Source organism: Serratia sp. CMO1, from assembly GCF_015689115.1.
Classification (GTDB): Bacteria; Pseudomonadota; Gammaproteobacteria; order Enterobacterales; family Enterobacteriaceae; genus Serratia; species Serratia marcescens.
Map to the genome: position 1 here is coordinate 3,809,688 of NZ_CP065032.1, position 25,240 is coordinate 3,834,927.

The window sequence follows — 25,240 nt, forward strand, 5'->3', positions numbered from 1 at the left end:
CTCCCGATCGTTTGGCTTCACACTGGCGTTTTCAGGCGCCACATCTTTACAAACACTGACAAATGACACGAATTGCTAAATTATCCGCACGGCTGAACATTTACATTATTTGTCACCGTCGTTACTATCTCGAACGAAATTAATGAGGCCCTAAATTATGGAAAGCTCGTTTGCCCCCATAGAACAAATGCTGAATTTCCGCGCCACGCGGCAGAAAGATTTCCCTTATCAGGAAATCCTGCTGACACGCCTGTGCATGCACATGCAAGGCAAGCTGCTGGAAAACCGCAATAAGATGCTCAAAGCGCAGGGGATTAACGAAACACTGTTTATGGCGCTGATTACCCTGGATGCGCAGGAAAGCCACAGCATCCAACCTTCTGAGCTAAGCTCTGCCTTAGGCTCCTCGCGCACCAATGCGACCCGCATCGCCGACGAGCTGGAAAAACGCGGCTGGATCGAGCGCCGGGAAAGCGACAACGATCGCCGCTGCCTGCATCTGCACCTGACGCCGCAGGGGGAAGAATTTCTCAGTCAACTGCTGCCGCCGCAGCATCAATGTCTGCATTTCCTGTGGTCCACATTGACCGACGATGAGCAAAAACAGCTGGAACAGCTGACGCGCAAATTGCTGGCACGTCTGGATCAAATGGAAATCACAGAACAGTTACCCTAATTCACAATTTCTGTTCAGGTACCTACTTATGCGATCCCCATTTCACTGGAGATTCACCCCGCTGTTCGCCGTGTTACTGCTGGCCGGGTGTGCTTCGACCGATAATATTGCCCCGCAATCCACGCTGATGGATCCGCAGAGCCTGCAGTTGGCTCAGCCGAAAGTCAGTTCGCTGGCCGTCAGCCCGCAGTGGTGGCGCGCCCTCAAGGATCCGCAGTTGGATACCCTGATGACGCAGACGCTGCAAAGCTCGCCGACCCTGCGTCAAGCCGCCGCCCGCGTGCGCGAAGCACAGAGCGTGGTGGGTGAAGCCAGCGCCGCCAACGGGCCGAACCTGGATCTGAACGCCAGCACCCAGCGCCAGCGCGTGCCGCAAAACGTCAATATGGGGCTGGGGTATCCGCATAAGCCGATCTACGAAAGCTCCAACTCGCTGGGGTTGAACCTGGCGTACGAGTTCGACTGGTGGGGCAAATACCGCAACCAGGTGAACGCCGCCAAGGCGCAGGTCAACGCCGCGCGCGCCGAGCAGGAACAGGCGGCGCTGACGCTGACCAGCTCGGTGGCGTCCGCCTACTACCAGCTGCAGAGCAATCTGGCGCTCGAGAAGCTGCTGCAGCAGGAAGTAAACAACAATGAGCGCCTGACCGCGCTGCGCCAACAGCGCTATCAGGCCGGGCTGACCGGCGTCGATGTGCCGCAACAGACCCAGGCGCAGTCCGACGTCGCCAAGCAGCAGATCCTGCAGCTGCAGTCGCAAATCGAACAGCTCAGACACCAGCTTGCCGCGTTGGCGGGCCAGGGGCCGAACGCCATGCAGCACCTGCGTCAGGTGCCGTTGCCCGCAGACAACCTGATGGCGCCGCAGGGCGAGCTGACGGCGGATCTGCTGGGTAAACGTCCGGACATCGCCGCGCAACGCCAGCTGGTGGAATCTTACAGCCAGCGCGTCAGCGCCGCGCGTAAAGAGTTTTATCCCAGCCTGACCATTTCAGCCTTCGCCGGCCTGATGACCACCAATACCAGTGGCACCAGCCCGAATCTGTTTGAAGCGGCCAGCCAGGCCTGGAACGTGATGCCGGCGATCTCGCTGCCGATCTTCCACGCCGGGGCGCTGCGCAGCAAGCTGGGCGAGGAATCCGCGTTGTATGACGAAGCGGTGGAATCCTACAACCAAACCATCCTGAATGCGGTACAGGAAACCGCTGACGCCATCACCATCCAGCAGAGTTCTGCGCAACAGCAGCTGCAGGCGGCGTCCGCGGCCCAGTCGATGCAACAGGTGTACCAGGTCGCCAACGCCCGTTACCAGGCAGGGATTATCGGGCGCGACGATCTGTTGACCAGCCAAACGCAGCTATTACAGCAGCAACAGGCGGAGTTGAATGCCAGCAGCAATTTACTGCAGGCGAAGATAGGACTGATCCGCGCGCTGGGCGGTGGCTATCAGGCCCCGGCCGCAGCGGATTCGAAAGCATAATAATATAAGGCTTGGAGAACACCATGAGCGCAAGCGCGGAAACTCAAAACCCGCAGCAGCCGAGCGGCAAAAAGAAGCAGCGCAAATTTTGGCTGCTGTTGCTGACGGTTATTTTCATTGTTATAGGGGTGGCTTACTTAGTGTATTGGTTCCTGGTGCTGCGTCATCATCAGGAAACCGACGACGCCTACGTCTCCGGCAACCAGGTGCAGATCATGGCCCAGGTGTCCGGCAGCGTGAACAGCGTCAATTTCGACAACACCGACTACGTCAAGCAGGGCGACGTGCTGCTGACGCTCGACCCGACCGATGCCGAGCAGGCGTTTGAACGCGCCAAGACCGGCCTGGCCAACAGCGTGCGTCAGACCCACCAGTTGATCATCAACAGCAAGCAATATCAGGCCAACATCGCCCTGCGCAAGACCGATCTGAGCAAGGCCGAGAACGATCTGAAACGCCGCGTGGTGCTGGGCAGCGTCGACGCCATCGGCCGCGAAGAACTGCAACACGCGCGCGATGCGGTCGACAGCGCCAAGGCCGCCCTGGAAGTGGCGGTGCAGCAATACAACGCCAATCAGGCGATGGTGCTGAATACCCCGCTGGAACAGCAGCCGGCGATCCAACAGGCCGCCGCGCAGATGCGCGACGCCTGGCTGGCGCTGCAGCGTACCAAGGTGATCAGCCCGATTACCGGCTATGTCTCGCGCCGCAGCGTGCAGGTCGGCGCGCAGATCGCCGCCGGTTCGCCGCTGATGGCGGTAGTGCCGGCCGATCACATCTGGGTTGACGCCAACTTCAAGGAAACGCAGATCGCCAATATGCGCATCGGCCAGCCGGCGACGGTGGTCAGCGACGTCTACGGCGACGACGTGGTGTATCAGGGCAAAGTGGCCGGTATCGACATGGGCACCGGCAGCGCCTTCTCGCTGCTGCCGGCGCAAAACGCCACCGGCAACTGGATCAAGGTGGTGCAACGCCTGCCGGTGCGTATTGAGCTCGACGCCAAGCAGGTGGCCGATCATCCGCTGCGCATCGGTCTTTCGACGCTGGTGACCGTCGACACCGCCAATTTGGACGGCCGCGTGCTGGCCGACGTGGTGCGCGACAAACCGCTGTATCAGAGCGACGCGCTGGCGTTGAATCTGGCGCCGGTTAACCAGCTGATCGCCGACGTGATCCATGCGAACGCCGGCTAAGCGCGCGGGAGGCCATCTTGCCACAGAAACCGCTTGAAGGTGCCCAGCTTGCCTGGATGACGGTCGCGCTCGCCATGGCGACCTTCATGCAGGTGCTGGACTCCACCATCGCCAACGTGGCGATCCCCACCATTTCCGGTAACCTCGGGTCTTCCAACTCGCAGGGGACCTGGGTGATCACCTCGTTCGGCGTGGCGAACGCCATCTCGATCCCGATCACCGGCTGGCTGGCGAAGCGTTTCGGCGAAGTGCGGCTGTTCCTTTGGTCCACCGCGCTGTTCGCCATCGCCTCCTGGCTGTGCGGCATCTCCAACAGCCTTGGCATGCTGATCTTCTTCCGCGTGATCCAGGGCGTGGTGGCCGGGCCGCTGATCCCGCTGTCGCAGAGTTTGTTGTTGAACAACTACCCGCCCGCCAAGCGGGCGATGGCCCTGGCGCTTTGGTCGATGACCGTTATCGTCGCGCCAATCTTCGGGCCGATCCTCGGCGGCTACATCAGCGACAACTACCATTGGGGTTGGATCTTCTTCATCAACATCCCGATCGGCGTCTTCGTGATCGTGGCGGCGATGGCGACGTTGAAGGGGCGGGAAACCAAAACCGAGATCAAACCGATCGACACCGTCGGTCTGGTATTGCTGATCGTCGGCATCGGTTCTCTGCAGATCATGCTCGATCAGGGCAAGGAGCTGGACTGGTTCAACTCGACCGAGATCATCACGCTCACCGTCGTGGCGGTGGTGGCGCTGCTGTTCCTGGTGGTGTGGGAGCTGACGGACGACCATCCGGTGGTGGATCTGTCGCTGTTCAAGTCGCGCAACTTCACCATCGGCTGCCTGTGCATCAGTCTGGCGTACATGCTGTACTTCGGCGCCATCGTGCTGTTGCCGCAGTTGTTGCAAGAGGTGTACGGCTATACCGCCACCTGGGCGGGGCTGGCGTCGGCGCCGGTCGGGCTGATCCCAGTGCTGCTGTCGCCGATCATCGGCAAGTTCGGCAACCGGCTCGACATGCGCCGGCTGGTGACCTTCAGCTTCATCATGTATGCCGTGTGCTTCTACTGGCGCGCCTATACGTTTGAACCGGGCATGGACTTCGGCGCATCCGCCTGGCCACAGTTCGTTCAGGGCTTCGCCATCGCCTGCTTCTTCATGCCGTTGACTACCATCACGCTGTCCGGCCTGCCGCCGGAACGCATGGCGGCGGCATCGAGCCTGTCGAACTTCACGCGAACGCTGGCGGGTTCGATCGGTACCTCGATCACCACCACCCTGTGGACGCAGCGCGAATCGCAGCACCATTCGCAACTGACGGAGTTCGTCAACCCGTACAACCCGCAGTCGCAGGAGATGTACCGGCAACTGGAGCAGCTCGGCATGAGCAAGCAGCAGGCGTCGGCGTATATCGCCAACGAGATCACCGCGCAGGGCCTGATCATCTCCGCCAACGAGATCTTCTGGCTGTCGGCCGGGGTGTTCCTGGTGTTGCTGGTGCTGGTGTGGGTGGCGAAACCGCCATTCAGCTCCGGCGGCGGCGGGGGCGGCGGCGCTCACTAAGCTTCAATAAACGAAACGGGCGCCCTGGGGCGCCCGTTTTTTTATCCGACGTAGAAAATTACGCCTGATTCTGACGCCACCAGTCCGCCAGCAGAATGCCGGTCGCCACGGAAACGTTCAGGCTTTCCACCTTGCCGGTGCCACCGATCGAGACGTTCATATCGCCCTGCTGCCAGGCGCTGTCGCTCAGACCGTCGCGTTCCTGCCCCAGCACCAGCACCATCTTGGCCGGCAGCTTGGCCTGCGCCAGCGCGGTGCCTTTGTGGCTGGAGGTCGTGACGATGGTGTAACCCGCCTTGCGGAAAGTATCCAGCACCGACAGGAAATCATCGGCGTTGATCGCCTTGATGTGCTCCGCGCCGCCTTCTGCGGTGCGCACCGCCGCGCCGGATTCCAGCAGCGCCGGATCCTGCAGCAGCACGCCGTTGACGCCGAAGTGAGCGCAAGAACGGACGATGGCGCCCAGGTTATGCGGATTGCCCACTTCTTCCAGCGCCAGCACGCAGTCGGTCGCCGGTGCAGTTTTCAGGTAGGTCTGCGCATCCAGGCCCTGACGCTTTTTGATCAGGAAGCAGACGCCGCCGTGGTGCTCGGTGCCGGAAGCCTTGGCCAGTTCTTCTTCATCCACCACGTGGTAAGCTTTGCGGTTAGCCGCCATCCAGCGCAGCGCTTCGCGGAAGCGCGGGGTGACCGACTGCACGAACCAGGCGCGCACGATCGCTTCCGGACGGCTGGCGAACAGCGCCTGACAGGCGTTTTCACCGTAAACGCGGGTTTCTTCCGCGCGCTGGCGGCGCAGCTGCTCAGGATCGATAAAGCTTTTGCCGCTGATGCCGCCATGATCGAACGCCGGCTCTTCATTCGGCGCGCGCGAGACGGTTCTCCACGGCGACTCATTGCCACCGCGATCTTCAGAGCGCGCCGGACGGCGAGGACGATCGCTTTCACTGCGGCGGGAGTCGGCGCCGCGGCGATCGTTGCCGCCGCGCGCCTTGTCTTGACCGGTGCGGCCCGATCGCGCACCGTCAGCCGGACGGCCTTTGCCGGCCGGACGTTTATTCTTGTTACGGTCGTCGCCGTTGTCGTCGTCACTGCGGACGTACATCACTTTGACTTTACCGTTCTTGCCACTAAATGAATCGTTCATTGTCTTCTCCACCAACGCGCAGGGCGCGAAGATTACCTGATGTTGGTGCACGAAGCCACCAACTTGCGCTAAAAGCTCCCAACTATCACATCCATTGAACAAACCTCATTGTTCACGCGCCGGGTTTTGCCGATAATTGTCAGCATTAAAGAAACATCTCCGCAACCGCGTTGCGGGGACCATGCTTTCTCTGTACCCGAGGTCAACATGAATACAGTTTGTGCAGCTTGCAATGCCACCAACCGCGTGCCGGAAGAACGTCTGGCGGACAACGCGAAATGCGGCCGCTGCGGCCATGAGCTCTTCGACGGTGAAGTGATCAACGCCACCGCCGCCACGCTGGACCAGTTGCTGCAGGACGATCTGCCGGTCGTGGTCGATTTCTGGGCGCCGTGGTGCGGCCCGTGCCGCAGCTTTGCGCCGATCTTTGAAGACGTGGCCGAAGAGCGCGCCGGCAAAGTGCGCTTCGTGAAAGTGAACACCGAAGCCGAGCCGGAGCTGAGCGCCCGTTTCCGCATCCGCAGCATCCCGACCATCATGGTGTTCCGTCAGGGCAAAATGGTCGACATGCTCAACGGCGCGATGCCGAAAGCGCCGTTTGACAACTGGCTCAACGAGTTAGTGTGATTCGGCAAGTATAGGCCGTATCCCGCCATTGCGCGCGAACGCGCCCCGATCGAGCCCGCCCCTCCCGGCGGGCTTTTTTCTGCGTTACAATAGCGGTTTTTCCCCAGGATCGTTATGACCGACAACGCCGTACTTCGCCTGCGCCAATTCCGTTTAGACCGCGCCACCCGCCCTTTTTTGGCGCGCGGTTGCCGGGTGGCACGTTGTCAGGGTTGCCTGCTGCCGCATAAGAACTGCCTGTGCGACACCATTCGCCCACAGCAGGCCGGCAGCCGTTTCTGCCTGATCATGTTCGGCGCCGAGCCGCTCAAGCCCAGCAACACCGGCCGCCTGATCGCCGATATCCTGCCGGACACCCAGGCGTTCCTCTGGTCGCGTACCGAGGTCGATCCCGCCCTGCTGGCGGCCATCAACGATCCCACCCGGCAGCCTTATGTGGTGTTCCCCGCGTCCTACGCCGACGCCGAACGGCCGGTGTTCAGCGCGCTGCCCGTCGGCGGCAAACCGCCGCTGTTCATCATGCTGGACGGCACCTGGGCGGAGGCGCGCAAAATGTTCCGTAAAAGCCCGTATCTCAATCAATTCCCGGTGTTTTCCCTCAACGTCGACGCCGCATCGGACTACCAACTGCGCGAAGCCAGCCGCGCCGAGCAACACTGCACGGCGGAAGTGGCCGCCGCCCTGCTGCAACAGGCGGGCGATCTGCCGGCCGCCGAAGGGTTGAATCAGCATTTTCGCTATTTCCGTCAACAGTATCTGGCGGGAAAACCGACCCGGCCGGAGGCATCGGTCACAGCAATGCAGCCATAAAGCGCCTAAAATCAGGCGTAACGTTGCCAAAAGGAGCCGTGCATGAGCCAGCGAGGGTTAGAAGCGCTACTACGTCCCAAATCGATCGCCGTTCTGGGCGCTTCGCAGCAGCCGGGCCGCGCCGGCAACCTGATGATGAGCAACCTGCTGGCCGGCGGTTTCGGCGGCCCCATCTTGCCGGTGACGCCGCGCTACAAGGCGGTATGCGGCGTCATGGCCTACCCCGACGTCGCCAGCCTGCCGTTGACGCCGGATCTGGCGATCATCTGCACTCACGCCAAGCGTAATCTGGCGCTGCTCGACGCGCTGGGGCAGCGCGGCTGCAAAACCGCCATCGTGCTCTCTTCGCCACCGGAACAGTTCGCCGAGCTGAAAGCCTGCGCGCAGCGCTACGCCATGCGGCTGTTGGGCCCCAACAGCCTGGGATTACTGGCGCCGTGGCAAGGCATCAACGCCAGCTTCTCGCCGGTGCCGATCCAAAAAGGCAAGCTGGCGTTTATCTCGCAGTCCGCCGCCGTCGCCAACACCATTCTCGACTGGGCGCAGCAGCGCGAAGTCGGCTTCTCTTACTTCATCGCGCTGGGCGACAGCCTGGATATCGACGTCGACGACCTGCTCGACTTTTTGGCGCGCGACAGCAAAACCAGCGCCATCCTGCTGTATCTGGAAAACATCAGCGACGCACGGCGCTTTCTCTCCGCCTCGCGCAGCGCCTCACGCAACAAGCCCATTTTGGTGATCAAAAGCGGCCGCAGCCAACAGGCGCAATTACTGCTCAACAGCCAGCAGGGGCTGGACGCCGCCTACGACGCCGCCATCCAGCGAGCCGGCCTGCTGCGCGTGCAGGATACCCATGAGCTGTTCTCCGCGGTGGAAACCCTCAGCCATATGCATCCGCTGCGCGGCGAGCGGCTGATGATCGTCAGCAACGGGGCGGCGCCGGCGGCAATGGCGCTGGACGAGCTGCTCGGGCGCAACGGCAAGCTGGCAACGCTGAACGATGAGAGCCTGGCGAAGCTGAGCGATGCGCTGCCGGATTTCATTCGCGCCGGCAACCCGCTCGATCTGCGCGACGACGCCACGCCGCAGCGCTACCTGGCGGCTCTCGAAGCGCTGCTCGACAGCCACGACTATGACGCGCTGCTGCTGATCCATGCGCCGAGCGCGGCGGCGCCGGGCACCGCCACGGCGCAGCGGCTGATCGACGCGCTGCACCGGCATGCGCGCGGCAAACGCATCACCTTGCTGACCAACTGGTGCGGCGAATACTCTTCTCAAGAGGCGCGCCGACTGTTTACCGAGGCCGCCATACCCACCTACCGCACGCCGGAAGGCGCTGTGACCGCTTTTATGCATATGGTGGAATACCGCCGCAACCAGAAGCAGCTGAAAGAGACCCCGGCGCTGCCGGTCGGCCTGACCGCCAATACCGCCGACGCTCACCGCCTGATCCATCAGGCGCTGGCCGAAGGCGCCACCCAGTTGGATACCCACGAGGTGCAATCCATTCTGCAGGCTTATGACCTGAGCACCCTGCCGACCTGGATCGCCGAAGACAGCGCCGAAGCGGTACATATCGCCGAACAGATCGGCTACCCGGTAGCGCTGAAGCTCCGTTCGCCAGATATCCCGCACAAGTCAGAAGTTCAGGGCGTCATGCTCTACCTGCGCACCGCGACCGAAGTGCAGCGCGCGGCGGAGGCGATCCTCGACCGCGTGAAGCGCACCTACCCTCAGGCGCGCATCCACGGCTTGCTGGTGCAGAGCATGGCCAACCGCGCCGGCGCCCAGGAGCTGCGCATCGCGGTGGAGCAGGATGCGATTTTCGGCCCGCTGATCATGCTGGGTGAAGGCGGCGTGGAATGGCGCCAGGAAAATCAGGTGGCGGTCGCGCTGCCGCCGCTGAACATGGCGCTGGCGCGTTATCTGGTGCTGCAGGCGGTGAAAGGCGGCAAGATCCGCGGGCGCAGCGCGCTGCGGCCTTTAGATATCCCTGGACTAAGCCGCTTGCTGGTGCAGGTCTCCAACCTGATCCTCGACTGCCCGGAGATCGCCCGGCTGGATATTCACCCGGTGTTGGCCTCCGGCAGCGAATTCACTCTGCTGGACGTTTCGATGCAGCTCGCGCCGTTCAGCGGCGATCCGCAGGCGCGGCTGGCGATCCGCCCTTATCCGCATGAGCTGGAAGAGACCATCGCGTTGAAAGACGGCAGCCAATGCCTGTTCCGCCCGATCCTGCCGGAAGACGAGCCGGCGCTGAAGCATTTCATCGACCGGGTGACCAAGGAAGACCTCTATTATCGCTACTTCAGCGAGATCAATGAGTTTACCCATGACGATTTGGCCAACATGACGCAGATCGACTACGATCGAGAAATGGCCTTTGTGGCGGTGCGCGCAGACGAGATCATCGGCGTGACCCGCGCGCTGTCCGATCCGGACAACACCGACGCCGAATTCGCCGTGCTGGTGCGTTCCGACCTCAAAGGACTGGGCCTGGGCCGTCAGTTGCTGGAGAAAATGATCGCCTATGCGCGCGCTCATGGCCTGACCCGTCTGAGCGGCATCACCATGCCGAATAACCGCGGCATGATCGCACTGGCGCAGCGGCTGGGCTTTGGCATTGAGGCGCAGCTTGAGGACGGCATCGTCAATCTGACGCTGCCGCTGCAGGCCGCCGACGCGCAGTGACCTGCGTCGCAATGCGCTACGAATCCATCACTTAACGCCAAAACATACGCACAATCGGGGCAACTAATGGTATTATCGCCCGATTATTCGGTTTATTGTTTTTATGCCTGTGGCGTTCTGGCCATCAATCATGAGAGAAGAAACGCACTGTGATGTTGTCAAAATTTAAACGTAGCAAACATCAACAACACCTTGCACAACTGCCCAAACTCCCCCAGACGGTTGCTGATGTTCGTACGTTGTACGCGCCGTCCGATTTTCGCACCACGCTGCTGAGCGCCATCGCCAACGCCACCCAACGCATCTATCTGGTGGCTCTGTATCTGGAGCATGACGACGCCGGGCGCGAGATCCTCAACGCGCTGTATCAAGCCAAACAGCGGCGGCCCGAGCTGGAAATCTGCGTACTGGTCGACTGGCACCGCGCACAGCGTGGGCGCATCGGCGCCGCCGCCGCCAATACCAACGCCGACTGGTACTGCGCCATGGCCAGCCAACATCCGGAACAGTCGGTGCCGATCTACGGCGTGCCGGTCAATACCCGCGAAGCGTTAGGCGTACTGCACCTGAAAGGCTTTGTGGTCGACGATACCGCGATCTACAGCGGCGCCAGCATCAACGACGTTTATCTGCATCAGCATGAGAAATACCGTTACGATCGCTATCAGCTGATCACCAACGGCGTGCTGGCCGATACCTTGATCGATTACATCAAGCAGCATCTGCTCACCGCCGGCGCCGTACAGCGCCTCGATCGCAGCGATCGGCCGAAAAGCCCGGAGATCAAAAACGAGACCCGTCTGTTCCGTTTCGCCCTGCGCCGCGCCGGTTACCACTTCCGCGGCAAGGCCGGCAACGATGAGCTGGCGGTGACGCCGCTGGTTGGGCTTGGCAAGCAAAGCGTGCTGAATAAAACCATTCATCACCTGATGTCGTGCGCCGACCAGAAACTGACGCTCTGTACCCCCTACTTCAACCTGCCGGCGCTGCTGGTGCGCAACATCATTTATCTGCTGCGCCAGGGCAAACAGGTGGAGATCATTGTCGGCGACAAGACCGCCAACGATTTCTATATTCCGGAAGACCAGCCGTTCAAAATCATCGGCGCGCTGCCCTACCTGTACGAGATCAACCTGCGCCGCTTCCTGAGCCGCTTGCAGCGTTATATCGATACCGGGCAGCTGATCGTGCGTCTGTGGAAGGATGGCGATAACAGCTATCACCTGAAAGGCATGTGGGTAGACGAAGAGTGGCAGCTGATTACCGGCAATAATCTCAACCCGCGCGCCTGGCGGCTGGATCTGGAAAACGCCATTCTGATCCACGATCCCAAACAAGAGATGCGCGAACAGCGGCAAAAAGAGCTGGAGTGCATCCGCACCCACACCACCGTGGTCGGCCACTATCAGGAGCTGCAAAGCATTCAGCAGTATCCGATCAAGGTGCGCAAGCTGATTCGCCGTCTGCGGCGTATCCGCATCGATCGGCTGATTAGCCGTATCCTGTAAGCGATACTCTGACCCCGGCCAAGGCCGGGGTTTTTATTACAGCTGTATCTCCTTCCCTTTGCGATGCAACCGAAGCGAAACCAGCAACGCCAGCAGGCACATGCCGGAAACGTACCAGAAGAAGGCATTCTCCACGCCGAATGATTTAAGCGACAACGCGACATATTCCGCCGAACCGCCGAACAGAGCGTTCGCCACCGCATAAGACAAGCCTACCCCTAACGCGCGTACCTCCGGCGGGAACATCTCGGCTTTAAGCAGCCCGCTGATCGCGGTGTAAAAGCTGACAACGAACAACGCCAACACGATCAGACCGAACGCCATAAAGGGGTTGGTCACCTCTTTCAAGGCAAACAGGATCGGCACCGTCAACACCGTGGCGAAGGCTGAGAAGATCAGCATCGAGCTGCGACGGCCGATTTTGTCCGAAAACGCGCCTACCGCCGGCTGCAGCAGCATAAAGACGAATAGCGCAACGGTCATGATGGCGCTGGCCAGCTTGGCGTCCATACCGGCGGTGTTCACCAGGTATTTCTGCATGTAGGTGGTGAAGGTGTAGAAGGTCAGTGAACCGGCGGCGGTAAAGCCCAGCACCATCAGGAACGCCTTGCGATTTTTCCACAGCCCCGTCAGCGAACCGGCATCTTTGTGGTTACGCGTCTTCGCATCGGAGGTTTCATTCAGCGAGCGGCGCAGGTAAAGCGCCACCACCGCCAACACGGCCCCCAGGGCAAACGGAATACGCCATCCCCAGGCTTTCAGCTCTTCGGCGGGCAATATCTGCTGCAAGATCACCAAGACCAGCAGCGCCAACAGTTGCCCGCCAATCAGAGTCACGTACTGGAACGATGCGTAGAAGCCACGCCGCCCCTTGATTGCCACCTCGCTCATGTAGGTGGCGCTGGTGCCATACTCGCCACCCACCGACAACCCCTGGAACAACCGAGCGATCAGCAGCAGCGCCGGGGCCCAACTGCCGATCGATTCATACGTCGGCAGGCAGGCGATCACCAGCGATCCGGCGCACATCATGCAGACTGAAAGCAGCATTGAGTTTTTTCGGCCATGCTTGTCGGCAATATAGCCGAACAGCCAACCGCCGATAGGTCGCATAAAGAAGCCAGCGGCGAAAACACCGGCGGTTTGCAGCAGCTGCGTGGTGCTGTTGCCCGCTGGAAAGAACGAGGCGGCAAAATAAATGGAACAGAAGGAGTAAACGTAAAAATCAAACCACTCCACCAGATTGCCTGATGAAGCCCCGACGATAGCGAAAATGCGTTTCTTGTTATCCAGCGCCTCCTGTTCGACGCCGTGCTCATCCCCAAGAGCCGAGGTTGTTTCTGTCATGATATTTTCTCCGAGCCATAGCAATGATGAAATTCGGCGTCCTGCCGCCCTGGTTGTTACTTTATTGTTATTTATAAGTTAACAGCCAAACTTAATAGCGGACGAAGAATATCTGACATTCAGAGAAACAATGCGTTGGTTTTGTGATGAATATTAAACAGTACGATGAAAGTTGAAGCGGATTACAACGGGGATTTTCCTTTTTACGCATAGCAAAAAGCCCTGAACGTCAGTTCAGGGCTTTCGGCTTTGTTTGATGCCTGGCAGTGTCCTACTCTCGCATGGGGAGACCCCACACTACCATCGGCGCTACGGCGTTTCACTTCTGAGTTCGGCATGGGGTCAGGTGGGACCACCGCGCTATTGCCGCCAGGCAAATTCGTTTTAATCAACCCGCTTCATCGATGAAGCCAGTCAATCCAATCTGTAAACAAGCTGAATATTGTCTCGGTCTCACCAAAACACCTTCGGTGTTGTAAGGTTAAGCCTCACGGATCATTAGTACTGGTTAGCTCAATGCATCGCTGCACTTACACACCCAGCCTATCAACGTCTTAGTCTTAAACGTTCCTTCAGGGGCCTTGAAGGCCCAGGGAAGACTCATCTTGAGGCAAGTTTCGCGCTTAGATGCTTTCAGCGCTTATCTTTTCCGCACTTAGCTACCGGGCAATGCCATTGGCATGACAACCCGAACACCAGTGGTGCGTTCACTCCGGTCCTCTCGTACTAGGAGCAACCCCTCTCAATCTTCCAACGCCCACGGCTGATAGGGGACCGAATGGCCCGACGTTCTAAACCCAGCTCAGCGTACCACTTTAAATGGCGAACAGCCATAACTTGGGACCTAATTAGCACCTGGATGTGTTGTTGCCGACATCGAGGTGCAATTCACCGCCGTCGATAGAACTTTGGGCGGTTATCAGACTGTTATCACCGGAGTTCTTGTATCCGTTGATCCAGCGATGGCCCTTCATTCAGAACCACCGGATCACTAGAACCTACTTTCGTACCTGCGAGCCGGTCAACTATCGCAGTAAAGCTAGCTTGCTTTGCACTTAACCTCACGATGTCCGACGTGATTAGCTAACCTTCGTGCTCTCCGTTACTCTTTCGGGGAGGAGGACCGCCCCAGTCAAAACTACCCACCAGACACTGTCCTCACCCCTGATTATGGGGCCGAAGTTAGAAACATCAAACATTTACAAGGGTGGTATTTCAAGGATGGCTCACGCAGACTGGGCGTCCGCTTCAAAGCCGCCCACCTATCCTACACTTCAAAGGCTCAATGTTCAGTGTCAAGCTATATGTAATGGTTCACGGGGTCTTTCCGTCTTGCCGCGGGTACACTGCATCTTACTCAGCAGAGTTCAATTTCACTGAGTTCGGGTGGAGACAGATGGACATCATTAGCTGTCGTGCAGGTCGGAACTTACCCGACAAGGAAGTTCGCTAGCTTAGGACCGTTAGAGTTACGCGGACGCCGTTTATGGGGCATTTCGATCAAGAGCTTCGCCTTGCGGCTGACCCCATCAATTAACCTTCCAGCAACGGGCATGGCGTCAAACCGATATACGTTCCACTTTCGTGTTTTGCATCAGTGCTGTGTTTGTATTAAACAGTGTGCTGCCAGATGGTATCTTCGACTGGCTTCAGCTCTTCAGCAAAGGGATCACCTTCATGCCAGCGTGCATTATCCCGAAAGTTTACGGCACCATTTTGCCTAGTTCTTCACCCGAGTTTATCAAGCGCCTTGGTATTCTCTACCTGACCCCGGTGTCGGTTTGGGGTACGATTTAATGTTACCTGGAAGCTTAGAGGATTTTCTGGTAGCAGGGCATCAAATTCCTTCTGCACCGTAGTGCATCCGTCATTTCCAGCAACAGGGTTAGTATGCAACCGGATTTACCAGGTCATCACCCCCATACCACGCTGAATCCGGATATACAACCGTCGCCCGGCTAGCCTAGACCTTTCCGTCCCCCTTCGCAGTAACAACCAAGTACAGGCAATATTACATGTTTCCCTCGACTACGATTTTTCACATCGCACTTAGACGGGTCGACTTCACCCTGCCCGATTAACGTTGGACAGGAACCCTTGGTCTACCCGGAGAGCGGGCTTTTCACCCGCTTTATCGTCTACTTATGTCAGCATTCGCACTTCTGATTCCTCCAGCAACCCTACAGGCCACCTTCAAACGGCTTACAGAGAACGCTCCCTACCCAACAACAGCCCTAAGCGGTCGTGCAGCTGCTTCGGGGCTATGGTTTAGCCCCGTTCTTCTTAGCGCAGGCCGAACTCGACAGTGGCTAGTACGCTTTCTTTTTAAATGATGGTGTACAAGCCAACTCCTGGACGGTATATGCCTTTCCACATCGTTTCCCACTTAACAATGACTTTGGGGACCTTAGATGGCGGTCTGGGTGTTTCCCTCTTCAGCAGGACGCGTTCGCACCCGCGTGTGTCTCCCGTGTATAAACATTCTTCAGGGTATTCGGAGTTTGCATCGGTTTGGTAAGCCGGGTTGGCCCCATAGCCAGAAAAACAGTGCTCTACCCGATGATGAGTTCACGAGGCGCTACCTAAATAGCTCCATTGGGGAGAACAGCTATCTCCGGTTTGATTGGCCTTTCACCCCCGCACACAAAGTCATCGCTAATTGTTTCAAATTAGTCGGTTCGGTCCTCAAGTTAGTGTTACCCACATTCACCTGCCCATGGCTAGATTCACGGGTTTCGGGGTCTCTACCTTGCAACTATTCGCCCAGTGAAGACTCGGTTTCCCTACGGTCCCCTATACGGATTACCTTGCTTACAAAAGAAAGTGCTGACCATTATACAAAAGGTACGCAGTCACACCTCGAAGTTGCTCCACTGCTTGTACGTACACGGATTCGTTTCAATTTCCACTCCCTCGCCGGCGGGTTGTTCTTTTCGCCCCCTTTTCCCTCACGGTATGGTTCACTACGGTCAGTCAGGAGTATTTAGCCTTGGGAGGTTGGTACCCCCATATTCAGAACAGGAGTCACGTGTCCCGCCCTACTCATCGAAACCAAGACCGTGCATTTTAGTGTACGGGGGGGGATATCACCCTTTGCTGCTCGACTTTCAGACGCTTCACTAACACACAGCCGATTCAGGTTATGGGCTCCCCCCAGTTCGCTCGCCGATACTGGGGGAATTCTCGGTTGATTTCTTTCCTCCGCGGAGGGTATTTGATGTTTCAGTTCCCCCGGTTCGCCTCATGCCACTATGTATTCATGACATGATAGGGTGTCGAAACACAAAAAACTGGGTTTTTTTTCCCCCATTCGGGTAATCGCCGGTTATAAACGGTTCATATCACTTACCGGACGCTTTTCTCAGTTAGCCGCCCTTCATCGCCTCTGACTGCAGGCATCCAACCGTGTATGCTTAGTCACTTAACCTCACAACCGATGATGTTTCCATCGTTAGCGCTGCAAACATTTGAGAAGGACACTATGACAGGATACTCTTCATACCGGTTATTCTCGGAGGATAAATGTCAAGCCGCTCATGTTTACAATTTTCAGCTTGTTTCCAGTTTGTTAAAGAGCAAAATACTTCGCAGCATACTGTCGCAAATACACTCTGAAAGTATTGAAATACCGGAACTATATGGTGGAGCTAAGCGGGATTCGATACCGCTGACCTCCTGCGTGCAAGGAGGCGCTCTCCCAGCTGAGCTATAGCCCCATACAGTCACGCGCAGTACCGTTACACTCCGAGAAGGTGTGGTAGGCCTGAGTGGATCTTGAACCACCGTACCTCACCTTATCAGGGGGTGCGCTCTATCCACTGGAGCTACAAGCCTTATGGTATTCTTGACTCGTTACTTTCTTTCAGACAATCTGTGTGAGCAAGCCACTAGATCTTAATATCTTAGGTTAAGGAGGTGAATCAAACCGCAGGTTCCCCTACGGTTACCTGTTACGACTTCACCCCAGTCATAGAATCACAAAGTGGTAAGCGCCTCCGAAGGTTAAGCTACCTACTTCTATTGAAACCCAATCCCATGGGTGTGACGGGCGGTGTTACAAGGCACGGGAAGTATCACCGTAGCATTATGATCTACGATTACTAAGCGATCCGACTTCATGGGAGTCGAGTTGCAGACTCCAATCCGGACGACGACGTACTTTATGAGGTCCGCTTGCTCTCGCGAGGTCGCTTCCTCTTTCTTCGCCATTGTAGCAGTGTGTAAGCCCAACTCGTAAGTGCCATGAGGACTTGTCGTCATCCACCTTACTCCAGTTTATCATGGCAGTTCTCCTTTGAGTTCCCGGCCGAACCGTGGCAACAAAGGATAAGGGTTGCGTCGTTGGCGGGACCTTAAACCAACATTCACAACACGAGATGACGGGGACAGCATGCAGCACCTGTCTCAGAGTTTCCCGAAGGCACCAAAGCATCTTGCTAAGTTCTTGGATGTCAAGAGTAGGTAAGTTATTCGCGTTGCATCGAATTAAACCACCATGCTCCAACGCTTGTGCGGGCCCCCGCAAATTCATTTTTGGTTTTAACCTTTGCGCAGCGTACTCCCCAGGCGGCGATTTAACGCGTTAGATCGGAGCCACGCCTCAAGGGCAAACCTCCAAATCGACATCGTATACACGTGGACTACCAGGGTATCTATTCTGTTTGCTCCCCCGCTTTCGCACCTGAGCGTCTGTCTTCGTCCAGGGGGCGTCTTCGCCACCGGTATTCCTCCAAGATCTCTACGCATTTCACCGCTACCCCTGGTATTCTACCCCCTCTACGAGACTCTGCTTGCCAGTTTCAAATGCAGTTCCCAGGTTGAGCCCGGGGATTTACATCAGACTTAAACAAACCGCCTGCGTGCGCTTTACGCCCAGTAATTCGAATAACGCTAGCACCTTCCGTATTACCGCGGCTCTGGCACGGAGTTAGCTGGTGCTTCTTCTGCGAGTAACGTCAATTGATGAAAGTATTTAAGCTCACCACCTTCCTCCTCGCTGGAAAGTGCTTTACTACCGAAGGCTTCTTCACAACGCGGCATGGCTGCATCAGGCTTGCGCCCATTGTGCAATATTCCCCACTGATGCCTCCAGTAGGAGTCTGGACCGTGTCTCTGTTCCAGTGTGGCTGGTATCCTCTCAGACCAGCTAGGGATCGTCGCCTTGGTGAGCCATTACCCCACTACTATGCTAATCCCATCGGGCACATCTGATGGCAAGAGGCCGGGAAGGTCCCATCTTTGGTCTTGCGACGTTATGCGCGTTATTAGCTACCGTTTCCAGTAGTTTTCCCCCTCCATCAGGCAGTTCCTGACATTACTTCACCCGTCCGCCGCTCGGTCACCCAGGGAGCAAGCTCCCCTGTGTACCGCTCGACTTGCATGTGTTAAGCCTGCCGTCTGCGTTCATCTGAGCCTGATCTATACTCTTCAATTAAAAGCTTGATTTTGCTTACCACTCGAGTGCGTTGCTCAAAGATTTACTGCATGAATTTTACTTCAGTTAGTCACTCTTCAAGACTTGATATTTTTTTGCATCCGAAGATGCTGGATATCGTCTTGTGGAGTGCCCACACAGATTGTCTGATAAATTGTTAAAGAGCAGTGAGTTAGGCGCTTTCGCTTGCTAACTCGAGGTGGCGTATATTACGCTTTCCTCTTTCAGAGTCAACCCTAATTTTCAGGATTTTTTCTCTTTCTTCCCGGCCGCTGTGTGAAGTGAATCACTTGCGCCGTGTCGATGGAGGCGCATTATAGGGAGCCGGTTCAGAATGACAAGCGTTAATATGCATTTTTTATCTGACCGCTCACTATTCATTCGTAACGCCTATTAAACCCGCTTTTTGATGGCTGCCGGCAGGTCCGCCAGGCTATTTAGCACCCAATCGGCCAGCTTTTCGCCCTGCTCCGTCACCGGCTTGCCGGTACGCACCAGCACCTTGGTGCCGACGCCGGCCGCGATCGCCGCCTGCATGTCTTCCGGTTTATCGCCCACCATATAAGAAGCGGCCATATCGATGTTCAATTCCTGCTGCGCTTGCAGCAGCATGCCCGGCTGCGGTTTACGGCAGTCACAGACCTGACGATACTCTTCCACTACCGCCTCAGGATGATGCGGGCAGAAATAGATGCCGTCGAAGTCGACGTCGCGATCGGCCAGCGACCAGTCCATCCACTCGGTCAGGTACATAAACTGGTCTTCGCTGAACTTGCCGCGCGCAATGCCCGACTGGTTGGTCACCATCACCAGCGCGAACCCCATCTTTTTGAGTTCGCGACAGGCGTCAATCACGCCGTCAATAAAGTGGAAGTTGTCGATTTCATGGACATAACCATGGTCAACGTTAATCGTACCGTCACGATCGAGAAAAATTGCTGGAACGCTTTGTGTCACCGCTTTGCTCCTGAGGGGCTGAATACGCTGACAGTATCGCATGTTTTACCCCGCACTGAGAACGCCGGAGAACGTCGCTGGTCGTTGACTTAGACGTCTAGACGCCTTAACATCTGATCCATACCTTGGTTCCACGCCGAGGTTTACTTTTATCTAGCCACGGGCAACCACGCTAAAATAAGAAGAATATGATTAAACTTTCTAACATCACTAAAGTGTTCCAGCAGGGTTCGCGCACCATTACCGCGCTCTCTGACGTGACCCTTCACGTCCCTGCCGGGCAAATCTATGGCGTTATCGGATCTTCCGGCGCCGGCAAAAGCACGCTGATTCGCTGCGCCAACATGCTTGAGCGCCCGACCTCCGGCCAGGTGCTGGTCGATGGCCAGGATCTGACGTCTCTGTCGGAAAGCGAACTGACGCGCGCCCGTCGCCAAATCGGCATGATCTTCCAGCACTTCAACCTGCTCTCTTCCCGCACGGTGTTCGGCAACGTGGCGCTGCCGCTGGAACTGGACAATACGTCGCGCGCCGAGATCAAAAAGCGCGTGACCGAACTGCTGGAGCTGGTCGGCCTGGCGGACAAACACGACGCCTACCCGGCCAATCTGTCCGGCGGCCAGAAACAGCGCGTGGCGATCGCCCGTGCGCTGGCCAGCAATCCCAAAGTGCTGCTGTGCGACGAAGCCACCAGCGCGTTGGATCCGGCCACCACCCGTTCCATCCTGGAACTGCTGAAAGACATCAACCGCCGTCTGGGTCTGACCATTCTGCTCATCACCCATGAAATGGACGTGGTGAAACGCATCTGCGACCAGGTCGCGGTCATCAGCCAGGGGCAGCTGATCGAAAAAGACAGCGTCAGCGAAGTGTTCTCACACCCGAAAACCCCGCTGGCCCAGCAGTTCATTCAGTCCACGCTGCATCTGGATATTCCGGACGACTACGCCGCGCGCCTGTCGCCGGAGCGCCAGGGCGACCGTCAGCCGCTGCTGCGCCTGGAGTTCACCGGTCAATCGGTCGATGCGCCGCTGCTGTCTGAAGCCGCTCGCCGCTTCAACGTGAACAACAACATTATCAGCGCCCAGATGGATTATGCCGGCGGCGTAAAATTCGGCGTGATGCTGGCGGAGCTGCACGGCAGCGACGAAGACGCGCTGGCGACGATTAAGTTCCTGCAAGAAAATCAGGTAAAAGTAGAGGTTCTGGGTTATGTCTGAGGCAATGATGTGGTTGATGGCGCGTGGCGTGTGGGAAACCGTCATGATGACCTTTGTCTCCGGCTTCTTCGGTTTCGTGCTCGGCCTGCCGGTAGGCGTGCTGCTGTATGTCACCCGCCCGGGGCAGATCATCGCCAACAATTCGCTGTATAAGATCCTGTCCGGGCTGGTGAACATCTTCCGTTCCATCCCGTTCATCATCCTGCTGGTTTGGATGATTCCGTTTACCCGCATGATCGTCGGTACCTCGATCGGCCTGCAGGCGGCCATCGTGCCGCTGACCGTCGGCGCCGCGCCGTTCATCGCGCGCATGGTGGAAAACGCCCTGCTGGAGATCCCGTCCGGTCTGGTGGAAGCGGCGCGCGCCATGGGCGCCACGCCGATGCAGATCATCAAGAAAGTGTTGCTGCCGGAAGCCCTGCCGGGCCTGGTCAACGCCGCGACCATCACCCTGATCACCCTGGTGGGCTACTCCGCCATGGGCGGCGCGGTCGGCGCCGGTGGTCTGGGCCAAATCGGTTACCAATACGGTTATATCGGTTATAACGCCACAGTTATGAATACCGTATTAGTATTACTGGTAGTTTTGGTTTATCTGATCCAATTCTGCGGCGATCGCATCGTCAAAGCCGTTACCCATAAATAATTTCACCGCATATTAATGCGAGTCTAATGAGGAAGGGATATGTCGTTAACATTTAAATCCATCGCGACAATTGGCGCACTGATCGGCACGCTGGCTCTGGCGGGCTGTGGCCAGGATGAAAAGAATCCGAACCACATCAAGGTCGGCGTAATCGTCGGCGCAGAGCAGCAAGTGGCTGAAGTGGCGCAGAAAGTGGCGAAAGAGAAATACGGTCTGGACGTTGAACTGGTCACCTTCAACGACTACGTGTTGCCTAACGAAGCGTTGAGCAAAGGCGATATCGACCTGAACGCTTTCCAGCACAAGCCATATCTGGATCAGCAAATCAAAGATCGCGGCTACAAGCTGGTGCCGGTCGGCAACACCTTTGTTTACCCGATCGCCGGTTACTCCAAGAAAATCAAATCGCTGGACGAACTGAAAGAGGGCTCTCAGATCGCGCTGCCGAACGATCCGACCAACCTGGGCCGTTCGCTGTTGCTGCTGCAAAAAGTCGGTCTGATCAAACTGAAAGACGGCGTTGGCCTGCTGCCGACCGTGCTGGACGTGACCGAGAACCCGAAAAACCTGAAACTGGTTGAGCTGGAAGCGCCTCAGCTGCCGCGCTCTCTGGACGATCAGCAGATCGCGCTGGCGGTGATCAATACCACCTACGCCAGCCAGATCGGCCTGACGCCGGCGAAAGACGGTCTGTTCGTGGAAGATAAAGACTCACCTTACGTCAACCTGCTGGTTGCGCGCGAAGATAACAAAGATGCGGAAAACGTGAAGAAATTCGTGCAGGCCTATCAGTCTGACGACGTTGACGCCGCCGCCAACAAAATCTTCAACGGCGGTGCGGTGAAAGGCTGGTAAGCGCTTATTCACCCATTTTATTCCTATAATTGCAAGACGGGCCAAGGCCCGTCTTGTTATTTCCGCCATAGCTTGCTTCAATAGCGCCACTTTCATTAAGGCAGAGGAATCTCAATGCGTGTTTTACCTCTCTGTTTGTTAGCGCTCGCGCTGGCCGGATGTTCATCGCAGCGTATCGCGCCGTCCTCAACAAGCAGCACCAGCAAGCCGACCAGCACCGCTCCGGCCAAGACCACGCCGGCCGCCCGCCCCGCTCCGGTAAAACTGTATAAAAGTGCAGAAGAGCTCGTGGGCAAGCCGTTCCGCGATCTGGGTGAAGTGTCCGGCGAATCGTGCCAAACCACCGTGCAAGACTCTCCACCAAATCTGGCCACCGCCCGTAAACGCATGCAAATCCGTGCGTCTTACATGAAGGCCAACGCCGTGCTGCTGCACGACTGCCAGATTGTCAGCGGCGTCGCCGGTTGTTACCAGCAGGCCGTTTGCCAGGGCTCGGCGCTTAACGTCTCGTCCAAATGACCGAATTCGTTTTCGAGCAGATCGGCGTGATCCGCTCGCCCTATAAAGAAAAATTCGCCGTGCCCCGCCAACCGGGGCTGGTCGAAGACGGCGGCGGCGAACTGCTGCTGCTGCCGCCTTACAACCAGGCGGAAGCGGTGCGCGGCCTCAGCGATTTCAGCCATCTGTGGGTGATGTTCATTTTCCATCAAACCATGGAAGGCGGCTGGCGCCCGACGGTGCGTCCGCCGCGTTTAGGCGGCAATGCCCGCATGGGCGTGTTCGCCACCCGCTCCACCTTCCGCCCCAACCCGCTCGGCATGTCGCTCATTGAGCTGAAGGGCGTGCGGGTGAAAAACGGTGAAGTGGCGCTGGAACTGGGCAGCCTCGACCTGGTCGACGGCACCCCGGTGGTGGACATCAAGCCTTATCTGCCGTTCGCCGAGAGCCAGCCGCAGGCCCGCGCCGGCTTTGCCCAGGCCGCGCCCGCCGGCGATATGCCGGTGCGTTTCGCACCGCAGGCCGAGCAACAGCTGCAGCAACATCAGGCGCGCTACCCGCAATTAAGGCGTTTTATCAGCCAGGTGCTGGCGCAAGACCCCCGTCCCGCCTATCGTAAAGGAGAGGACATCGAACGGGATTACGCCGTCTGGCTGTTGGATTTCAACGTGCGCTGGCGTGTCGTGGACGGCCACACCGAAGTGTTGGCGCTCGACCCGCGTTAAAATTCCGCCGCCTCTCTTTTGGCGACCCGCTCGCGCTGGTAAACTAAACCACTTTTGTCACTTTTGGCCGCCACTCTGGCAGCCCGATGCAATTTGCAGTTCTAACGGAACCAAAACACCATGCGTACTAGCCAATATCTGCTCTCCACACTGAAGGAGACACCTGCCGACGCCGAAGTGATCAGCCACCAGCTGATGCTGCGCGCCGGGATGATCCGCAAGCTGGCCTCCGGTCTTTACACCTGGCTGCCGACCGGCCTGCGCGTTCTGAAGAAGGTTGAAAACATCGTTCGCGAAGAAATGAACAATGCTAACGCGATCGAAGTTTCCATGCCGGTGGTTCAGCCTGCCGATCTGTGGCAGGAAAGCGGCCGTTGGGAGCAATACGGCCCCGAGCTGCTGCGCTTCGTCGACCGCGGCGATCGTCCGTTCGTGCTGGGCCCAACGCATGAAGAAGTGATCACCGATCTGATCCGCAACGAGATCAGCTCGTACAAGCAGCTGCCGCTGAACTTCTTCCAGATCCAGACCAAGTTCCGTGATGAAGTGCGCCCGCGTTTCGGCGTGATGCGTTCCCGTGAGTTCCTGATGAAGGATGCCTACTCCTTCCACACTCACAGGGTCTCTGCAGGGGACTTACGACGCGATGTACGAAGCGTACAGCAAAATCTTCAGCCGCATGGGCCTGGATTTCCGCCCGGTGCAGGCGGATACCGGCTCGATCGGCGGCAGCGCCTCGCACGAATTCCAGGTGCTGGCGCAGAGCGGTGAAGACGATATCGTGTTCTCCACCGGTTCCGATTTCGCCGCCAACATCGAGCTGGCGGAAGCGGTCGCGCCGGCAGAGCCGCGCGCCGCAGCCAGCGAAGAGCTGCGCCTGGTGGATACGCCGAACGCCAAAACCATCGCCGAGCTGGTCGAGCAATTCCAGCTGCCGGTGGAAAAAACCGTGAAGACGCTGATGGTGCGCGCCACCGAAGAGAGCGGCCACAAGCTGCTCGCCCTGCTGGTGCGCGGCGATCACGAACTGAACGAAGTCAAGGCCGAGAAGCTGGCGCAGGTTGCCGCGCCGCTGACCTTCGCCACCGAAGAAGAGATCCGCGCCATCGTCGGCGCCGGCCCAGGCTCGCTTGGCCCAGTCAAGCTGCCGATGCCGGTGGTAGCCGACCGCAGCGTGGCGGCGATGAGCGATTTCGGCGCCGGCGCCAACGTTGACGGCAAACACTACTTCGGCATCAACTGGGAGCGCGATCTGCCGCTGCCGCAGGTGGCCGATATCCGTAACGTGGTGGAAGGCGACGCCAGCCCGGACGGTCAGGGTACGCTGCTGATCAAACGCGGCATCGAAGTGGGCCATATCTTCCAGCTCGGCACCAAGTACTCGGAAGCGATGAAAGCGACCGTGCAGGGTGAAGACGGCCGCAACCAGGTGCTGACCATGGGTTGCTACGGCATCGGGGTCACGCGCGTCGTGGCCGCCGCCATCGAGCAGAACCACGACGAACGCGGCATCATCTGGCCGGACGCCATCGCGCCGTTCCAGGTGGCGATCCTGCCGATGAACATGCACAAGTCGTTCCGCGTACAGGCGCTGGCAGAAGAGCTGTACAACACCCTGCGTTCCCACGGCATCGACGTGATCCTCGATGACCGCAAAGAGCGTCCGGGCGTGATGTTCGCGGATATGGAGCTGATCGGCGTGCCGCACTCTGTCGTTATCGGCGATCGTAACCTCGATAACGAAGAGATCGAGTACAAGAACCGCCGCGTCGGCGAGAAGCAAATGATCAAAACCGGCGAAATCGTTGATTTCCTGCTGGGCCAGATCAAACGCTGAGCGCCGATCGCCAGAGAATAAAAAACCCGC

General features: G+C 58.0%; 16 protein-coding genes, 2 tRNA genes, 3 rRNA genes and 1 pseudogene. 14 read left to right on the forward strand and 8 right to left on the reverse strand.

The annotated features are described in order from the left end of the window. Positions 1-157: 157 nt before the first annotated feature. Genes mprA through emrB form a run of 4 tightly spaced genes read left to right on the forward strand, consistent with a single transcriptional unit; the run spans position 158 to position 4,908 of the window. Positions 158-676 (forward strand): transcriptional repressor MprA, encoded by a 519-nt coding sequence (mprA, locus tag IT763_RS18235; protein ID WP_004928879.1) that lies wholly within the window; start codon positions 158-160, stop codon positions 674-676. Between the two features lie 28 nt (positions 677-704). Further along, positions 705-2,156: an efflux transporter outer membrane subunit gene (locus IT763_RS18240; protein WP_028127520.1), complete on the forward strand. Its 1,452-nt coding sequence runs from the start codon at positions 705-707 to the stop codon at positions 2,154-2,156. A gap of 23 nt (positions 2,157-2,179) precedes the next feature. Further along, complete coding sequence (emrA, locus tag IT763_RS18245; protein ID WP_015378875.1) at positions 2,180-3,352, forward strand: multidrug efflux MFS transporter periplasmic adaptor subunit EmrA; 1,173 nt, start codon at positions 2,180-2,182, stop codon at positions 3,350-3,352. A gap of 14 nt (positions 3,353-3,366) precedes the next feature. Next, the gene (emrB, locus tag IT763_RS18250; protein ID WP_161800767.1) at positions 3,367-4,908 is read left to right on the forward strand and encodes a multidrug efflux MFS transporter permease subunit EmrB; all 1,542 of its coding nucleotides are present in this window, start codon (positions 3,367-3,369) and stop codon (positions 4,906-4,908) included. A gap of 58 nt (positions 4,909-4,966) precedes the next feature. On the opposite strand, the gene IT763_RS18255 is transcribed toward emrB, so the two are convergent. Continuing rightward, positions 4,967-6,055 (reverse strand): tRNA/rRNA methyltransferase, encoded by a 1,089-nt coding sequence (locus IT763_RS18255; RefSeq protein WP_004928870.1) that lies wholly within the window; start codon positions 6,053-6,055, stop codon positions 4,967-4,969. A gap of 207 nt (positions 6,056-6,262) precedes the next feature. On the opposite strand from IT763_RS18255, the gene trxC reads away from it, so the two are divergent. From trxC to pssA, 4 genes are all read left to right on the forward strand, one after another. Then, positions 6,263-6,682 carry a thioredoxin TrxC gene (trxC, locus tag IT763_RS18260; RefSeq protein WP_004928868.1) on the forward strand — a complete coding sequence of 140 codons (420 nt, stop codon included), beginning with the start codon at positions 6,263-6,265 and terminating at the stop codon, positions 6,680-6,682. Positions 6,683-6,796: 114 nt separating this feature from the next. Continuing rightward, positions 6,797-7,492 (forward strand): tRNA-uridine aminocarboxypropyltransferase, encoded by a 696-nt coding sequence (locus IT763_RS18265; protein ID WP_004928866.1) that lies wholly within the window; start codon positions 6,797-6,799, stop codon positions 7,490-7,492. Positions 7,493-7,534: 42 nt separating this feature from the next. Next, entirely contained in the window at positions 7,535-10,183 is a 2,649-nt protein-coding gene (locus tag IT763_RS18270) for a bifunctional acetate--CoA ligase family protein/GNAT family N-acetyltransferase (protein ID WP_206194904.1), read from the forward strand. A gap of 152 nt (positions 10,184-10,335) precedes the next feature. Beyond that, the gene (pssA, locus tag IT763_RS18275) at positions 10,336-11,691 is read left to right on the forward strand and encodes a CDP-diacylglycerol--serine O-phosphatidyltransferase (RefSeq protein WP_028127521.1); all 1,356 of its coding nucleotides are present in this window, start codon (positions 10,336-10,338) and stop codon (positions 11,689-11,691) included. Positions 11,692-11,727: 36 nt separating this feature from the next. Here pssA and IT763_RS18280 read toward each other — a convergent pair whose 3' ends face one another. The 7 genes from IT763_RS18280 to gmhB all read right to left on the reverse strand — a co-directional run bounded on the left by IT763_RS18280 (position 11,728) and on the right by gmhB (position 19,429). Beyond that, positions 11,728-13,038: an MFS family transporter gene (locus tag IT763_RS18280; protein WP_016929861.1), complete on the reverse strand. Its 1,311-nt coding sequence runs from the start codon at positions 13,036-13,038 to the stop codon at positions 11,728-11,730. A gap of 258 nt (positions 13,039-13,296) precedes the next feature. After that, positions 13,297-13,412, reverse strand: a 5S ribosomal RNA gene (rrf, locus tag IT763_RS18285). 103 nt (positions 13,413-13,515) lie between these two features. After that, positions 13,516-16,465 (reverse strand): 23S ribosomal RNA (locus tag IT763_RS18290). Between the two features lie 212 nt (positions 16,466-16,677). Then, positions 16,678-16,754, reverse strand: a tRNA-Ala gene (locus IT763_RS18295). A gap of 39 nt (positions 16,755-16,793) precedes the next feature. After that, positions 16,794-16,872 (reverse strand) — tRNA-Ile (locus IT763_RS18300). Positions 16,873-16,946: 74 nt separating this feature from the next. Further along, positions 16,947-18,472: ribosomal RNA gene (locus IT763_RS18305) — 16S ribosomal RNA — on the reverse strand. Together the 16S, 23S and 5S rRNA genes with 2 tRNA genes alongside form the textbook arrangement of a ribosomal RNA operon. 393 nt (positions 18,473-18,865) lie before the next feature. Continuing rightward, entirely contained in the window at positions 18,866-19,429 is a 564-nt protein-coding gene (gene gmhB / locus IT763_RS18310; protein WP_015378880.1) for a D-glycero-beta-D-manno-heptose 1,7-bisphosphate 7-phosphatase, read from the reverse strand. Between the two features lie 188 nt (positions 19,430-19,617). Between gmhB and metN the strand changes: the two genes are divergently transcribed. From metN to proS, 6 genes and pseudogenes are all read left to right on the forward strand, one after another. Beyond that, positions 19,618-20,649, forward strand: coding sequence for a methionine ABC transporter ATP-binding protein MetN (metN, locus tag IT763_RS18315; protein WP_016929862.1), 1,032 nt, complete (start codon positions 19,618-19,620; stop codon positions 20,647-20,649). After that, on the forward strand, positions 20,642-21,295 hold the full coding sequence (locus tag IT763_RS18320; protein WP_004932010.1) for a methionine ABC transporter permease MetI: 654 nt from the start codon (positions 20,642-20,644) through the stop codon (positions 21,293-21,295). Before metN ends, IT763_RS18320 begins: the two co-directional genes overlap by 8 nt. A gap of 39 nt (positions 21,296-21,334) precedes the next feature. Then, on the forward strand, positions 21,335-22,150 hold the full coding sequence (locus tag IT763_RS18325; RefSeq protein WP_033639535.1) for a MetQ/NlpA family lipoprotein: 816 nt from the start codon (positions 21,335-21,337) through the stop codon (positions 22,148-22,150). Between the two features lie 114 nt (positions 22,151-22,264). Beyond that, on the forward strand, positions 22,265-22,669 hold the full coding sequence (gene rcsF, locus IT763_RS18330; protein WP_049241712.1) for an Rcs stress response system protein RcsF: 405 nt from the start codon (positions 22,265-22,267) through the stop codon (positions 22,667-22,669). After that, positions 22,666-23,373 carry a tRNA (N6-threonylcarbamoyladenosine(37)-N6)-methyltransferase TrmO gene (tsaA, locus tag IT763_RS18335; protein WP_004932003.1) on the forward strand — a complete coding sequence of 236 codons (708 nt, stop codon included), beginning with the start codon at positions 22,666-22,668 and terminating at the stop codon, positions 23,371-23,373. The genes rcsF and tsaA overlap by 4 nt, the downstream gene beginning before the upstream one ends. Before the next feature lie 120 nt (positions 23,374-23,493). Then, a pseudogene (gene proS, locus IT763_RS18340) lies at positions 23,494-25,210 on the forward strand (proline--tRNA ligase). Positions 25,211-25,240 lie beyond the last annotated feature (30 nt).

Bases quoted from the DNA above. Each gene is read 5' to 3' on its own strand.
- IT763_RS18240 (WP_028127520.1), top strand. From the start codon at position 705: ATGCGATCCCCATTTCACTGGAGATTCACCCCGCTGTTCGCCGTGTTA.
- IT763_RS18255 (WP_004928870.1), bottom strand. From the start codon at position 6,055: ATGAACGATTCATTTAGTGGCAAGAACGGTAAAGTCAAAGTGATGTAC.
- IT763_RS18270 (WP_206194904.1), top strand. From the start codon at position 7,535: ATGAGCCAGCGAGGGTTAGAAGCGCTACTACGTCCCAAATCGATCGCC.
- pssA (WP_028127521.1), top strand. From the start codon at position 10,336: ATGTTGTCAAAATTTAAACGTAGCAAACATCAACAACACCTTGCACAA.
- IT763_RS18265 (WP_004928866.1), top strand. From the start codon at position 6,797: ATGACCGACAACGCCGTACTTCGCCTGCGCCAATTCCGTTTAGACCGC.
- emrA (WP_015378875.1), top strand. From the start codon at position 2,180: ATGAGCGCAAGCGCGGAAACTCAAAACCCGCAGCAGCCGAGCGGCAAA.
- tsaA (WP_004932003.1), top strand. From the start codon at position 22,666: ATGACCGAATTCGTTTTCGAGCAGATCGGCGTGATCCGCTCGCCCTAT.
- metN (WP_016929862.1), top strand. From the start codon at position 19,618: ATGATTAAACTTTCTAACATCACTAAAGTGTTCCAGCAGGGTTCGCGC.
- rcsF (WP_049241712.1), top strand. From the start codon at position 22,265: ATGCGTGTTTTACCTCTCTGTTTGTTAGCGCTCGCGCTGGCCGGATGT.
- IT763_RS18320 (WP_004932010.1), top strand. From the start codon at position 20,642: ATGTCTGAGGCAATGATGTGGTTGATGGCGCGTGGCGTGTGGGAAACC.
- IT763_RS18325 (WP_033639535.1), top strand. From the start codon at position 21,335: ATGTCGTTAACATTTAAATCCATCGCGACAATTGGCGCACTGATCGGC.
- mprA (WP_004928879.1), top strand. From the start codon at position 158: ATGGAAAGCTCGTTTGCCCCCATAGAACAAATGCTGAATTTCCGCGCC.
- trxC (WP_004928868.1), top strand. From the start codon at position 6,263: ATGAATACAGTTTGTGCAGCTTGCAATGCCACCAACCGCGTGCCGGAA.
- IT763_RS18280 (WP_016929861.1), bottom strand. From the start codon at position 13,038: ATGACAGAAACAACCTCGGCTCTTGGGGATGAGCACGGCGTCGAACAG.